The following is a 13,832-nucleotide window of genomic DNA, read 5'->3' as shown; positions in this document are numbered from 1 at the left end:
CTCGTCCTCGAGCACCTGCGCGCCCTCGCCCTCGAGTGGCCGGAGGCGACGTTCGACGTCCCCGAGCAGCGCGCTCGCCTCGACAAGCTCTGACGTCCACGCCGCGGGCCGGGTCCGTACGAGCACGGCCGGCGGCGCGCAGCCACGAGAAGACGAACATGACGAGGGGCTGACCGGTTCGATCGAACCGGTCAGCCCCTCGTCATGCGTTCGTCAGCTCTCTGTGCGCGGCGCCTGCAGCACCGCGAGGGTGCGCGGGGGCAGCTTGACGGTGTCGCCGCCGCTCAGTTCGACGCCTGCTTCGGCGTCCTCGGGCAGGCTGGAGATGGCGAAACTCCACTCCGAACCCTTCTTGACGACCTCGGGGATGACGAAGTGCGTCTCGTCGTGGCCGGGGTTGAACAGCAGCAGGAAGTGGTCGTCGACGACCGACTGGCCCTTCGCATCCTGCGCGTGGATCGCGTCACCGTTGAGGTAGACCATGATCGTGCCGGCTCCGGAGGCCCAGTCGCCGTCCTGCATCTCCTCACCGTTCGCGCCGAACCAGACGATGTCGCCCCAGTCGCTGCGCCCACCGTGCTCGGCGTCGCCGGCGAAGAAGCGTCGACGCTGGAACGCCGGGTGCGTACGACGCAACGCGATGAGCTGCTGCGTGAACTCCAGCAACGAACGGCGACGGTCGTCGAGATCCCAGTCGATCCAGGAGATCTCGTTGTCCTGGCAGTACGTGTTGTTGTTGCCGCCCTGCGTGCGTCCCAGCTCGTCACCGTGCAGCAGCATCGGCACGCCTTGGCTCAGCATGAGCGTCGCGAGGTGGTTGCGAATCTGACGATCCCGCAGCGCGAGCACGCTCGCGTCATCGGTCTCGCCCTCGACGCCGCAGTTCCAGCTGCGGTTGTGCGATTCGCCGTCGTTGTTGCCCTCGCCGTTGGCGTCGTTGTGCTTCTCGTTGTAGCTGACGAGGTCGCGCATCGTGAAGCCGTCGTGCGCGGTGACGAAGTTGATCGACGCGATCGGTCGACGCCCCGAGTGCGCGTACAGGTCGCTCGAACCAGTGAGACGGGAGGCGAACTCGCCGAGCGAACCCGGCTCACCACGCCAGTAGTCGCGCACGGTGTCGCGGTACTTGCCGTTCCACTCCGTCCACAGCGGCGGGAAGTTGCCGACCTGGTAGCCGCCGTCACCGACGTCCCAGGGCTCGGCGATGAGCTTGACCTGGCTGATCACGGGATCCTGCTGGATGATGTCGAAGAAGGCGCTCAACCGGTCGACCTCGTGGAACTGACGCGCGAGCGTCGCAGCGAGGTCGAAGCGGAAACCGTCGACGTGCATCTCGTTGACCCAGTACCGCAGCGAATCCATGATGAGCTGCAGCACGTGCGGGCTGCGCATGAGCAGCGAGTTGCCCGTGCCCGTCGTGTCGAAGTAGTGCGCCTTGTTGTCGTCGACGAGGCGGTAGTAGTTCTCGTTGTCGAGGCCGCGGAAGCTCAGCGTCGGGCCGTTCTCGTTGCCCTCGGCGGTGTGGTTGTAGACGACGTCGAGGATGACCTCGATGCCCGCCTCGTGCAGTGCCTTGACCATCGCCTTGAACTCGGTGACCTGCTGACCGCGTTCGCCACTCGCCGAGTACGCGTTGTGCGGCGCGAGGAAGCCGATCGTGTTGTAACCCCAGTAGTTCGTCAGGCCCTTCTCGACGAGCGTCGTGTCCTGCACGAACTGGTGCACCGGCATGAGCTCGATCGCCGTCACGCCGAGGTCGACGAGGTGCTGCACGATCGCGGGGTGACCGATCGCGGCGTACGTGCCACGGATCTCCTCCGGCACGTCCGGGTGCGTCATCGTCAGACCCTTGACGTGCGCCTCGTAGATGACGCTCTGGTGGTACTCGTGCTGCGGCGGGTGGTCGTGACCCCAGTCGAAGTAGGGGTTGATGACGACGCTCAGCATCGTGTGAGCGAGCGAGTCGTCGTCGTTGCGCTTGTCCTGCTCGAGGAAGTAGTAGCTGAACAAAGACTCGTCGCCGTCGATCTGACCCTCGATCGCCTTCGCGTACGGGTCGAGCAACAGCTTGTTGACGTTGCAACGCTGCCCGTTCTCGGGGTCGTACGGGCCCTCGACGCGGTAGCCGTACCGCTGACCGGGCTGCACGCTCGGCACGTAACCATGCCAGACGTGGCCGTCGACCTCCGTCAGCTCGATGCGCGTCTCGACCATGTCGTCGTCGACCAAGCAGAGGAAGACCTTCTCGGCCGCTTCCGAGAAGATTGCGAAGTTGACGCCGGTGCCGTCGAACGTGGCACCGAGGGGGTAGGGCTTGCCCGGCCAGATATCCATGGCGTCTACCTAACCATGAAGTAGGACGCGCTCGTCGCACGCCGGTTCGGGCGTGGACACGGCTGCGGCGAGCCTCCCCGCCTTCCGCGACGAACGCCGCTAACGTGCTCGGGTGAGCGAGCAGGCGGAGCAGGATCAACCGTCGATGCTGCGTACCCGCGCCCGCCGCGTGGCGCGCCGCGTGCCCGGCCTCTACGCCGTGTGCCGCCTCGTGCTCGAGACGCTGCGTCAGTGCATGCGCTACCGCGTCACCGGCCTCGCCTCCGAGGCGGGTTTCTTCGCGTTGCTGTCCTTCCCGCCGCTCGTCTACGGCCTGCTCGGCGTCATGGGCTACGTCGGCGGCGCCCTCGGCGGACGTACCGTGGACGACATCGTCCGCTCGATCGAGCGCTACCTCGAGGGGATCCTGTCGGGGGAGGCGCTGCAGAACGTCGTCATGCCGACGCTGCACGACGCGCTCGAGGGCGGACGCCCCGACGTCGTCTCCATCGGCTTCCTGCTGTCGCTGTGGTCCGGTTCGCGGATGATCAACGTCATCGTCGACACCATCTCGATCATGTACGGCCAGGGCGGCGTGCGCGGCATCGTGCGCGCCCGTGCGCTGTCGGTGACGTTGTACTTCGTCTCGTTGCTGTTCATCGGCGCCGTGCTGCCACTCATCGTCATCGGCCCGGATCTGCTTGGACGCATGCTGCCGCCCGGTCTGCTGTTCCTGCTGACGCTGTACTGGCCCGTCGTCGGCGCCATCACGATCGTCGGGTTCGCGACGCTCTATTACATCGCGACACCTGTGCGCACGCCATGGGTGCGCGACCTGCCCGGCGCCGGATTCACCCTCATCGCCTGGGTCATCATCTCGCTGTTCCTGCGCAGTTGGTTGTCGGCGTCCGTCGGCGGCATCTCGATCTACGGCCCGCTCGCGGCAGCGATCATCGCGCTGATCTGGCTGTACTCGTTGTCGATCGCCGTGCTCATCGGTGCCGCGCTCAACAGTGCCGTCGCGCGGCTGTGGCCCGTCGCCGCCGCGCCCGTCGGAGTGCGTGCGCGGACGCGTGGGCTCATCGAGGAACAGGTGGCCAAGGTGCGTTCACGGGCGGGCGACGACGCCCCGTACGACCAGGAGAACGAGACGTCGGCCGGCGCCAGGCATGGGCGCCCGTACGGCGAGCGAGCTGCCGTGGTGGATCGTGGGGCGCGGCCCGACGGTGGCGTGGTGACGCAGGGCGAAGCCGCCGCCGAGTCTGCTCGCCCCGACGACGTGGCGCAGCGTCGCAGCGCGTGACGCGGCATCCGCGCCGCCCACGTTGCGCGTGAACGTGAGCATCGGTTAGTGTTTCCTCTCGTTGCAGCGCGACAGCGCAGTAGCAGGCGGACATAGCTCAGTTGGTAGAGCGCAACCTTGCCAAGGTTGAGGTCGCCGGTTCGAGCCCGGTTGTCCGCTCTGTGTCTTCTTGGACACGCACGGTGCGAACCGTGTTCGGTGGAGTGGCCGAGAGGCGAGGCAACGGCCTGCAAAGCCGTCTACACGGGTTCAAATCCCGTCTCCACCTCGGGCGATTGGCGCAGCGGTAGCGCGCTTCCTTGACACGGAAGAGGTCACTGGTTCAAACCCAGTATCGCCCACCAGAACAGAACACAGCCACGATGCTCCCACGGCCCGGCCGTCGGGAGCATCGTGGCTGTTCCGCTGCAGGCTGCCAGCTGCCGGCTGGGCGAGAGATCCCGGGCCGGTGTGCGGGGGACGCCGTGGGTGCGGGGCCCGGCGGCCATCGCCCGGAAACGCATCATGGATGACGCGTTGTGGGGCAAAGTCGAGCGGCGCATGCGGGCGGGGCCGTCGACCGAAGTGCAGCGGGCCTGCCGGCTTTCCTTGGTGCGGCTCATGTGCGCATGATGGCGTCATGACGAATGAATCGAACTTCGACCTCGGCTCCATGGACGGCTACGCGGATCAGGCCCAGGCCGCCGACGACGTCACGGGCGAGACGTACGAGAACATGCTCGACCAGGGGTTCACGACGCCGGAGCGCGAGCCGAACGTCGAGCGCTGGGAGAACGAGCACGAGACCCTCGACGAGCGCCTCGAGGAGGAGGTGCCCGACGTCGACCCCGACTCGGCGTACGGCAACCCCGACGGCGTTCCGTCACCTGACGACGAGTTCGACGACACGCGCGTCGGCCGCGTCGTCGCCCCCGACGAGGGCCTGGCGGAGGATCGCGAATCCGAACTCGTCGCCGAGGACGACGGTTTCGCGGGTGGCGCCTCGAGCGCTGAAGAGGCTGCGCTGCACTTCACGGACGGTCGCGACGCGGCGGGTTTCGACGACGGCGTCGTCGACGAGCCCGGCGCCTGATCGAGCGGACGCAGAGTGCGAGGCCGCCGGAGCGTCGCGGTGCGCCGCCGTCAGCGGGATCCGAGCGTGAGGATGAGGTCGGCCATGCGCTGAGGGCGGTCGAGCATGACGAAATGGCCGGATCGCTCGAGGACGGCCTTCCGCACGTCTGCATCGGCGGCGATTTCGCGCGCCTGGCGCAGCACGGCGCGCACCCAACGGGTTGGCGTGCGTCGCTGCAGGCGCCCGTTGGCGGCGACGACGAGCGTCGGCAACTGCGGCGTCAGCGGTGACGTCGTGCGCAGCGCATGCAGCTGACGAACGCAGGACGAATATGCCGACAATTCGTGAAGACAGGTCTCGAGCACGCTGATCGACGCCATCTCGTCGCGCAGGCCGGGGACCGATCGCGCGAGTGAACGACGCGCGGGCACCGTCAGCGTGAGAATCGTGGGGCCGCAGACCCGCCAGGCAGCGACGGCCGGGCGGCTTCGCAGGGCCGCCACCAGGAGTCGTGCGCGTCGGCCCGATCGAGGCGTCTCGGGCTCGGCGGAGCCGTCCTCGGCGAGTGACCCGTCGAGCAGGACGAGGGCCGCGGCCCGCTCCGGGGTCATGCGCGCCGCGGCTTCCGCCACGACAGCCCCGAAGGAATGACCGACGAATGTGACAGGGCCCGGCACGCCCAGCGCGTCGAGCGCGTTCAGCAGGTGCGCTGCGTCGTCCTCGAGCATGGCCGGCGCGCCGGCCGTTTCTGTTCTTGGGGACGGTCGGCGTCCGCGCGTTCGACATCGGGACGTGCGGCATCAGGACGTGCGGCGGCTCCAGGGTGCTCGACATCAAGGCGTTCGGCGTCAAGGTGCCCGGTGCCAAGTCGCTCGTCGGCGGGACGTTCGACGACGACGACGCGATGGGTGGCCGACAAGCATTGCGCGACAGGCGCCCAGTCCCACACGAACGACGCGATGCCGGGGGAGCAGGCGAGCGCGGGCCCGTCGCCTGCGTCGAGAACGCGCGTCGCGCGGCCCGTCACGCTGATCATCTGCGAAGCGCGCCGGGAAACGGCTCAGCAGGGGAGGCCGAGGACGAATCGGACGCCCGGCGGTGGCCCGGCCCGGCGAATCGATGCGGCCCGCATCGTGGCGGCGCACCACGTCCGCACGGCGACGCGTTCGCGACGGCGGGTCGAGACGTGACCGACGGCCGCTGCGGCGTCGTGGTCGAGGCGCAGCCCCCGCCACACGATGCGCAGGCGGGCGTAGGACAGCGCGGAGATGACGACGAGCAGCACCCCCGAGAGGCCGTCGGTGGTGCGCAGGAGCGTCGCGGCTGGGCGTCCGGAGACGAAGTACGCCGAGGCGTACGACGGTCCACGGATGCAGCTGCGGATCGAGCAGCGGCGCGATGAGCCAGGTCAAGTACGCACGGCCGTGATGAGGCACAGTCGGCGTGAAGCCAGCGACATCCGTCGTCGCGATCGCGCACTCGTCGATCGGCGTGGGCGGGCCGCCGATCCCCGTCGACTCGGCGATGCCGATTTGGTGAACACGCGATGATCCGGGTAACGTTCTCGTCGTTGCCGAGGGCGGAAAGCCCGAGGAAACAGGCGGACATAGCTCAGTTGGTAGAGCGCAACCTTGCCAAGGTTGAGGTCGCCGGTTCGAGCCCGGTTGTCCGCTCCATTCCCATATCTGGGGCGATTGGCGCAGCGGTAGCGCGCTTCCTTGACACGGAAGAGGTCACTGGTTCAAACCCAGTATCGCCCACCATCACATCAAGGCCTTCGGCGTGTCGCCGGAGGCCTTGATGCACATTCGGCCAAGACTGATCGAGGCTCGCTCTCGCAGGAACCGTCTCCCTCAGGCAGGGGCCGAGCACGCAGCGTCCGTGACCGCCGCACGATCCAAGGGGAGCGCATGAGCGCCGAAGCCACGCACCGACCAGGAATCGCCCAGTGGACGACGTGGGCTCCGATCCTCGGAGCCGTCGTCCTCGCGGCCACATGGGGACGCAGCCTGCCGGGCATCGTCGCCGTCCTCGTCACCGCGGCGTTGTTCGGAGCTGTTCTCGCCGCCGTCCACCACGCCGAGGTCATCGCCGCAAAGGTGGGCGAGCCGCTCGGTTCGATCGTCCTCGCGGTCGCCGTCACCGTCATCGAGGTGGGGCTCATCGTCACCCTCATGGCCTCCGGCAAGGACGGCGTCGAGACGCTTGCGCGCGACACGGTGTTCGCGGCGCTCATGATCACGATCAACGGCATCGCCGGTCTGTGCATCTTCCTCGGCGCGGGGCGCCGCGGGTTGGCACGCTTCAACCCGGAAGGGTCGGCGGCCGCGTTGGCGGGCGTCGTCACCGTCGCGGGGCTGTGCCTCGTGCTGCCGACGTTCACCTCGGCCCGCAGCGGGCCGGAGTTCTCGCCGTCGCAGCTCGCGTTCGCCGCGATCAGCTCGATCGGTGTGTACGCGATGTTCGTCCTCACCCAGACGGTGCGTCACCGCGACTTCTTCGTGCCCGTCGACCGCGCCGGCAAGCCGCTCGACGACGAGGGAGACGAGGACGCCCACGGCCCGGCCCCGTCGACGCGCGCCGCGCTCGTCAGCCTGGGCCTGCTCGTCGTGGCGCTCGTCGCTGTCGTCGGTCTGGCGAAGGTGCTGTCGCCGTCGATCGAACAGGCCGTCGACGCCGCGGGCTTCCCGCAGAGCTTCGTCGGCGTCGTCATCGCCCTCGTCGTGCTGCTGCCGGAGACGCTCGCCGCCGCGAAGTACGCGCGCGCTGGACGCGTTCAGAACAGCCTCAATCTCGCGTACGGCTCGGCGATGGCGAGCATCGGCCTGACGATCCCGACGCTCGCGGCGCTGTCGCCGTTCCTGTCGTCACCGCTTGAACTGGGCCTCGGCAGCATGCACATCGTGCTGCTCGTGCTCAGCCTCGTCGTCGGCATCCTGACGATCGTCCAGGGCCGCGCGACGCGGTTCTCCGGGTGGATCCTGCTCGTGCTGCTGTTCGCGTACGTTTTCCTCGCCGCGAATCCGTGACCGTGACCCGCGTCCGGGCAGAGGGCGTGCGTCCTCGGTAGGTCGCCACGTGGCCGGGCTCATCCGCTGCGGCGCATCCGCCTGCGCGGGACGCGGCCGGACTACTGTGGCCTCTCGTGATCGACGCTCTCGCCGCCAGCACGGATCGTGCGCTCTTTCGCGACGTCACGGCGTGGGACGTCGAGGCGGTGACGTCGGATCCCGACGATCTCGAGCACGGTTTCCATGTCGTCGTGCAGACGTTCGAGGGCGAGCTGTTGGCCGCGCGCATGCGATCGGTGGTGTGGCACCCGACGCAGCCGTGGCGGGGGAGTGCGGCCCTGGCCGAGCCGCCGTCAAGGCCCGCGGAATGTCACGTCGAATGGCGATCGTCGCTGTCGCGCGACGCCTACTGCGACGGCGTCGAACGGATCCGCGAGCACATCGCGGCCGGCGACGTGTACCAGGTCAACCTCTGTCGGACGCTGACGACGGACGCCGCGCTCGACCTCGACGTCCTGTTCCGCGGCGTGCTCGCCCACAACCCGGCGCGTCACGCCGCGCGTATCGACATCGCGGGCCTGCCGCAGATCGTCAGCGCCTCGCCGGAGATGTACCTCGCGCGCGAGGGCGCCGTCATCAGTTCCGCGCCGATCAAGGGCACGTCGACGTGTCCGGAGACGATGCTCGCGAAGGACGTGACGGAGAACGTCATGATCACCGACCTCGTGCGCAACGACCTGCAACGTGTCTGTGTGCCCGGCTCGGTGCGCGTCGATCCGCTGCTCGAGATGCAACAGCACCCCGGCCTCGTCCACCTCGTCTCGACGGTGTGGGGCGAGGTCTGTGACGACGTGACGTGGGCGCGGCTGCTCAGCGCGACGGGGCCGCCCGGCTCGGTGTCGGGCACCCCGAAACGGCGGGCTCTCGACGTCATCGAATCACTCGAGGTGGGGGCGCGCGGGCCGTACTGCGGCGCCATCGGGTGGATCGACGCCGATCGGGGCGCCGCGGAGCTGGCCGTCGGCATCCGTACGTTCTGGCAGAAACCCGCCGGGGGTGGGGCTGCGGCCGCGAACGGGCACGGGATATCGTCTCCGTCGACCCACTTCGGGGTGGGCGCCGGGATCACGTGGGATTCGGTGCCTACGGCAGAATGGGATGAGACCGAACTGAAGGCACATCGCCTGCTCGCCATCGCGCGGGGCGCGGCACTGGAGGAGACACCATGAGCATCCGGATCTGGGTCGACGGTCGCCGCGTCGACGAGGGCGCGGCCATCTCACCGATCGACCACGGCATCACCGTCGGCGACGGCGTGTTCGAGACCGCCAAGATCGACGGCGGCCGCGTGTTCGCGTTGTCGCGTCATCATGATCGGATGGATCGCAGCCTCGCCGGCCTCGGCCTGCCGAAGCTCGATCGCGACCGCGTCGACGAGGGCGTCAAGGCCGTGCTCGAGGGTGAGCACATCGACTTCGGGCGCCTGCGCTACACCGTGACCGGCGGCGTCGGCCCACTCGGTTCGGATCGCGGCGACGCCCCGCAGACGTACATCGTGACGGCGGGCGCCGTGCCGCGACCCGCGCCGACGACGAAGGTCGCGACGGTGCGCTGGACGCGCAACGAGAACTCGGCCGTCGCCGGGTTGAAGACGACGTCGTACGCGGAGAACGTCGTCGCGCTCGCCGCGGCCAAGGAGGCCGGCGCGAGCGAGGCGATCTTCTCGAACACGCTCGGCAACCTGTGCGAGGGCACCGGCTCGAATATCTTCGTCGTGCTCGGTGAGCGCGTCGTCACGCCGCCGCTCGAGGACGGCCCGCTCGCCGGCATCACGCGCGCGCTGACGATCGAGTGGGCGCGCGAGGCCGGCGTCGAGATCGCCGAGGAACACCTGAGCTTCGACGTGCTCGACGAATGCGACGAGGCGTTCGTCACCTCCTCGACACGCGACGTGCAGGGCGTGCACGCCATCAACGACCGGGCGCTGTGCGACGAGGGCACCCCCGGACCCATGACGTCGCGCATCGCGGCGATCTTCGCCGAGCGTCAGGGCGAGCTGCTCGGCTGACGGCGTGTTCCCGTCGGGTTTGCCTCGGCGCGGGGTTCCCTCGACACGGGACGGCGCAATGTCGTGGCGGTTGACGTCGGCTCACGCCCGGCCGTGAAGTCTCCCGCGCGCGGCGTTGGAATGGTCGGCTCAGGCGCCCCCCGTTAGGCTTGGCTGTCATGAGCTCGACGACCTCCGCCCGCGACGCTGATTCCCGCGATTCTCGAGAGCCCGGGCAGGGCGAGGAGCACGACTGGGAGTGGCGTCGACGCATCCGCGCCAACCCGAAGAGCGCGCGACTGTACCGCATCGGCGTCGGTGTGCTCGGCGCAATCGTCGTCATCGTGGGCATCGTGCTGCTGCCGTTTCCGGGGCCGGGCTGGCTCGTCATCTTCCTCGGCCTCGGCATCTGGGCGAGCGAGTTCGAGCGCGCGCAGCGGCTGCTCGGCTGGGTGCGCGCGAAGGTGCAAGCGTGGTGGGACTGGCTCGAACGCAAGGGCTGGTGGGCGCAGGCGCTGGCCGGTCTCGCGACGTTCGCGCTCGTCGTCGCCATCTTCTGGGCGATGTTCGTGGTCTCCGGAGTGCCGGGATGGTTGCCGGACTTCGCTGAGAACTGGCTCGACCACGTGCCGGGGCTCGGCGGCTGACGCGCCGGCCCGTTTGGTGTTCATCGACGCCGTGGGCTAGTGTTTCCCGCGCACCACACGGATGTATAGCTCAGTTGGTTAGAGCGTTCGCTTCACACGCGAGAGGTCAGGGGTTCGAGTCCCTTTACATCCACCATCAGGACGCGGAATCATCGGATTCCGCGTTTTTTGCGTCCCGCGGACACCGCTGGGCCACCGATGGAAGGAGCGCCCATGCCCGTCCTGCTCGCCGCCGTCACCGACTCGCACCTCGACGTCGACGCCCACGCGTGCGCCGTCGACGACGCACGTCAGGGCGCGTGCGTGACGTTCGTCGGGACGGTACGCAACCACGACCCGGAGGCTGACGGCGAGGTCGTCGCGCTCGATTACACCGCGCACCCGAGCGCCGCGGCGACGTTGCGCGAGGTGGCGGAGGCCGTCGTCACGCAGCTGGATCCGGACGGTGAGACACGCGTGGCGGTCAGCCACCGCATCGGACGTGTCGCGGTGGGGGAGAGCGCCATCGTCGCCGCCGTCAGCTCGCCGCATCGTGCGCTGGCGTTCACGGTGTGCGGCGAACTGGTCGACCGCATCAAGCACGACGTCCCGCTGTGGAAGCAGCAACACCTGCGCGACGGCAGCGCGGTGTGGTCCGGGCTGCCGTCATGATCGACCTGCCGACACCCCGCGTGCGCCGTGCCCTGCGCGGCGAAATCTCCACCGCTGCAGGCGTTTCGGATGACGGTCCGCTCGTCGACCCGTTCGGGCGGGTGCATCGTGACCTACGCATCTCGCTGACCGACAAGTGCAATCTGCGTTGCACCTACTGCATGCCCGCCGAGGGTGTGCCGCTCGCACCGCGCGACACGTTGTTGGCGAGCGACGAGATCGTCACGGTGGCTCGCATCGCCGTCGAGGCCGGCATCGACGAGATCCGCCTCACGGGCGGCGAACCGCTGCTGCGCCCCGACATCGTCGACCTCGTCGAACGCCTGGCGGCACTCGAGGGGCCGGGTGGGCGCCCCGAGTTGTCGATGACGACGAACGCCGTTCGGCTCGCGCAGTTGGCGAAACCGTTGCGCGACGCGGGCCTGGCGCGACTCAACGTCAGCCTCGACACGCTCTCGCCCTCGCGTTTCGCGACCATGACCCGTCGGGATCGACTCGACGACGTCATGACCGGTCTCGACGCGGCGCGCTGCGCCGGTTTCGCGCCGATCAAGATCAACACGGTGCTGCTGCGCGGCGTCAACGACGACGAGGCGCCCGCACTGCTCGACTGGGCCCTCGCTGAGGGGCACGAACTGCGTTTCATCGAACAGATGCCGCTCGACGGCGGGCACGTGTGGAACCGCGCCGAGATGGTGACAGCTGCCGAGACGCTCGCCCTGCTGCGTCGCACGCACTCACTGGACGCGCTGCCCGGACGCGGCGCCGCCCCGGCCGAGCTGTACGAGGTCGACGGAGGCCCGGGCCGCGTCGGCATCATTGCGAGCGTGACGATGCCGTTCTGCGGCGCGTGCGACCGGCTGCGGCTCACCTCCGACGGCCAGCTGCGCTCGTGCCTGTTCGCGCGCGGCGAGACCGACGTGCGCTCGGTGCTGCGCAGCGGTGGCACGGACGCCGATGTCCGCGCCCGCATCCGAGCCTGCCTCGCCGGCAAGCAACCCGGCCACGGCATCGACGAACCCGGATTCCTCCAGCCGCCGCGGCCGATGAGCGCCATCGGCGGCTGAGCGATCGATGGCGCGCCTAGGTCGGGTAGTCGGGTCGGTGCACACGTGGGTGCCAGGCTCGCGCTGCGGGGCGCCGGCGCGTCGTCCCGCCTCCCCAGGCCTGCCGACTGAGTAGTTATGCACTGTTTTGGCATAACTACTCAGTCGGGGTATTCTGAAGGCATGTCCAAGGTCTTGACTTCCCTGCCCGTCGGCGAACGCGTCGGCATCGCCTTCTCCGGTGGCCTCGACACCTCCGTGGCCGTCGCCTGGATGCGCGACAAGGGCGCCGTCCCCTGCACCTACACCGCCGACCTCGGCCAGTACGACGAGGACGACATCGAAGGCATCCCGGGCCGTGCCGGCCAGTACGGCGCCGAACTGTCGCGTCTCGTCGACTGCAAGAAGGCGCTCGTCGAGGAGGGTCTCGCCGCCATTGCGTGCGGCGCGTTCCACATCCGCTCCGGCGGGCGCACGTACTTCAACACGACGCCGCTGGGTCGCGCCGTCACGGGCACGCTGCTCGTGCGCGCCATGCAGGCCGACGGCGTGTCGATCTGGGGCGACGGCTCGACGTTCAAGGGCAACGACATCGAGCGTTTCTACCGCTACGGTCTGCTCGCCAACCCGGGCCTGCGCATCTACAAGCCGTGGCTCGACGCCGACTTCGTCAGCGAACTGGGTGGGCGCCAGGAGATGTCCGAATGGCTGACGGCGCACGATCTGCCCTACCGCGACTCGGCGGAGAAGGCCTACTCGACGGACGCCAACATCCTCGGCGCGACGCACGAGGCGAAGACGCTCGAGCACCTCGACGAGTCGATGGAGATCGTCAAGCCGATCATGGGTGTCGCGTACTGGGACGACGCGGTGAAGATCGACACCGAGGACGTCGTCATCCGCTTCGAATCGGGGCTGCCCGTCGCGATCAACGGTGACGACTTCGGCGGCGACGTCGTCGCCCTGTTCCAGGAGGCCAACGCCGTCGGCGGACGCCACGGGCTCGGCATGAGCGACCAGATCGAGAACCGCATCATCGAGGCCAAGTCGCGCGGCATCTACGAGGCGCCCGGCATGGCGCTGCTGTTCATCGCCTACGAACGGCTGCTCAACGCCGTCCACAACGAGGACACCATCGCCGCGTACCACAACGACGGACGGCGCCTCGGGCGGCTGCTGTACGAAGGACGCTGGTTCGACCCGCAGTCGCTCATGATCCGCGAGGGTCTGCTGCGTTGGGTGGCGTCCGCCGTCACGGGTGAGGTGACGCTGCGCCTTCGTCGCGGCGAGGATTACTCGATCGTCGACACCCAGGGCGACAACTTCTCCTACCACCCCGACAAGCTGTCCATGGAGCGCACCGAGAACGCCGCATTCGGCCCCGTCGACCGCATCGGGCAGCTGACGATGCGCAACCTCGACATCGCCGACACGCGTGGCAAGCTCGAGTTCTACGCCGCACGCGGCGGGCTGGGCAAGGCGCAGACCGACCTCGTCGGCCAGCTCGAGCCCGGTGGCGCGCAGCAGATCGCGTCGAACCCGAACGTCGACGCCGACGCTCTCGCACTCGACGAAGCGGCGATGGAGTTCGGCACCGACTGACCTCCCGAGACGTCGGCGCCGATCGACCAGGACATCGGCGCTGATCGACCAAGACCTCGGCATCGGTCGAGGAAGGTTGCACGCTCGGCGCGATCGAGGAGGCCGCCCACTGGATGGTGGGCGGCCTCGTCGCGTCCGGACGGCAATGTGGTCGTCGG

General features: G+C 68.8%; 11 protein-coding genes, 6 tRNA genes and 1 pseudogene. 15 read left to right on the top strand and 3 right to left on the bottom strand.

Annotation, left to right across the window (positions count from 1 at the left end; all coding sequences use genetic code 11):
* Nucleotides 1-213: 213 nt before the first annotated feature.
* Nucleotides 214-2,334, bottom strand: a complete 2,121-nt coding sequence (gene glgX, locus J4Z35_RS04215) for a glycogen debranching protein GlgX (protein ID WP_062257431.1) — start codon at nucleotides 2,332-2,334, stop codon at nucleotides 214-216.
* 112 nt (nucleotides 2,335-2,446) lie between these two features.
* Between glgX and J4Z35_RS04210 the strand changes: the two genes are divergently transcribed.
* From J4Z35_RS04210 to J4Z35_RS04190, 5 genes are all read left to right on the top strand, one after another.
* Nucleotides 2,447-3,616 carry a YihY/virulence factor BrkB family protein gene (locus J4Z35_RS04210; RefSeq protein ID WP_074039213.1) on the top strand — a complete coding sequence of 390 codons (1,170 nt, stop codon included), beginning with the start codon at nucleotides 2,447-2,449 and terminating at the stop codon, nucleotides 3,614-3,616.
* Nucleotides 3,617-3,702: 86 nt separating this feature from the next.
* Nucleotides 3,703-3,775 (top strand) — tRNA-Gly (locus J4Z35_RS04205).
* 38 nt (nucleotides 3,776-3,813) lie between these two features.
* Nucleotides 3,814-3,884: transfer RNA gene (locus J4Z35_RS04200), tRNA-Cys, on the top strand.
* A gap of 1 nt (nucleotide 3,885) precedes the next feature.
* Nucleotides 3,886-3,960: transfer RNA gene (locus J4Z35_RS04195), tRNA-Val, on the top strand.
* A 275-nt stretch (nucleotides 3,961-4,235) separates the two neighbouring features.
* Entirely contained in the window at nucleotides 4,236-4,688 is a 453-nt protein-coding gene (locus J4Z35_RS04190) for a DUF5709 domain-containing protein (protein WP_074039215.1), read from the top strand.
* Between the two features lie 50 nt (nucleotides 4,689-4,738).
* On the opposite strand, the pseudogene J4Z35_RS04185 reads toward J4Z35_RS04190, so the two are convergent.
* A pseudogene (locus J4Z35_RS04185) lies at nucleotides 4,739-5,431 on the bottom strand (alpha/beta hydrolase); the annotation flags it as partial.
* Nucleotides 5,432-5,730: 299 nt separating this feature from the next.
* Nucleotides 5,731-5,955, bottom strand: coding sequence for a hypothetical protein (locus tag J4Z35_RS04180; RefSeq protein WP_074039218.1), 225 nt, complete (start codon nucleotides 5,953-5,955; stop codon nucleotides 5,731-5,733).
* Nucleotides 5,956-6,270: 315 nt separating this feature from the next.
* Here J4Z35_RS04180 and J4Z35_RS04175 point away from each other — a divergent pair.
* The 10 genes from J4Z35_RS04175 to argG all read left to right on the top strand — a co-directional run bounded on the left by J4Z35_RS04175 (nucleotide 6,271) and on the right by argG (nucleotide 13,674).
* Nucleotides 6,271-6,346, top strand: a tRNA-Gly gene (locus tag J4Z35_RS04175).
* A gap of 12 nt (nucleotides 6,347-6,358) precedes the next feature.
* Nucleotides 6,359-6,433: transfer RNA gene (locus J4Z35_RS04170), tRNA-Val, on the top strand.
* Nucleotides 6,434-6,580: 147 nt separating this feature from the next.
* Nucleotides 6,581-7,699 (top strand): ionic transporter y4hA, encoded by a 1,119-nt coding sequence (locus J4Z35_RS04165; protein ID WP_074039219.1) that lies wholly within the window; start codon nucleotides 6,581-6,583, stop codon nucleotides 7,697-7,699.
* Nucleotides 7,700-7,815: 116 nt separating this feature from the next.
* Entirely contained in the window at nucleotides 7,816-8,910 is a 1,095-nt protein-coding gene (locus tag J4Z35_RS04160; RefSeq protein WP_074039220.1) for an anthranilate synthase component I family protein, read from the top strand.
* Nucleotides 8,907-9,749: an aminodeoxychorismate lyase gene (locus J4Z35_RS04155; protein WP_171969809.1), complete on the top strand. Its 843-nt coding sequence runs from the start codon at nucleotides 8,907-8,909 to the stop codon at nucleotides 9,747-9,749. The genes J4Z35_RS04160 and J4Z35_RS04155 overlap by 4 nt, the downstream gene beginning before the upstream one ends.
* A 158-nt stretch (nucleotides 9,750-9,907) precedes the next feature.
* Nucleotides 9,908-10,375, top strand: coding sequence for a TIGR02611 family protein (locus J4Z35_RS04150; RefSeq protein WP_083603749.1), 468 nt, complete (start codon nucleotides 9,908-9,910; stop codon nucleotides 10,373-10,375).
* A 59-nt stretch (nucleotides 10,376-10,434) separates the two neighbouring features.
* Nucleotides 10,435-10,511 (top strand) — tRNA-Val (locus J4Z35_RS04145).
* Nucleotides 10,512-10,588: 77 nt separating this feature from the next.
* Entirely contained in the window at nucleotides 10,589-11,026 is a 438-nt protein-coding gene (locus J4Z35_RS04140) for a molybdenum cofactor biosynthesis protein MoaE (RefSeq protein ID WP_074039221.1), read from the top strand.
* Nucleotides 11,023-12,093, top strand: coding sequence for a GTP 3',8-cyclase MoaA (gene moaA, locus J4Z35_RS04135; RefSeq protein WP_083603783.1), 1,071 nt, complete (start codon nucleotides 11,023-11,025; stop codon nucleotides 12,091-12,093). The genes J4Z35_RS04140 and moaA overlap by 4 nt, the downstream gene beginning before the upstream one ends.
* A gap of 162 nt (nucleotides 12,094-12,255) precedes the next feature.
* On the top strand, nucleotides 12,256-13,674 hold the full coding sequence (argG, locus tag J4Z35_RS04130) for an argininosuccinate synthase (protein ID WP_006944507.1): 1,419 nt from the start codon (nucleotides 12,256-12,258) through the stop codon (nucleotides 13,672-13,674).
* Nucleotides 13,675-13,832: the final 158 nt, after the last annotated feature.

The sequence above is a fragment of the Dermacoccus sp. NHGro5 genome, assembly GCF_017565385.1.
Classification (GTDB): Bacteria; Actinomycetota; Actinomycetes; order Actinomycetales; family Dermatophilaceae; genus Dermacoccus; species Dermacoccus nishinomiyaensis.
The sequence above is the reverse complement of the archived record's forward strand: the minus strand, read 5'-3'. Positions and strand labels throughout refer to the sequence as shown.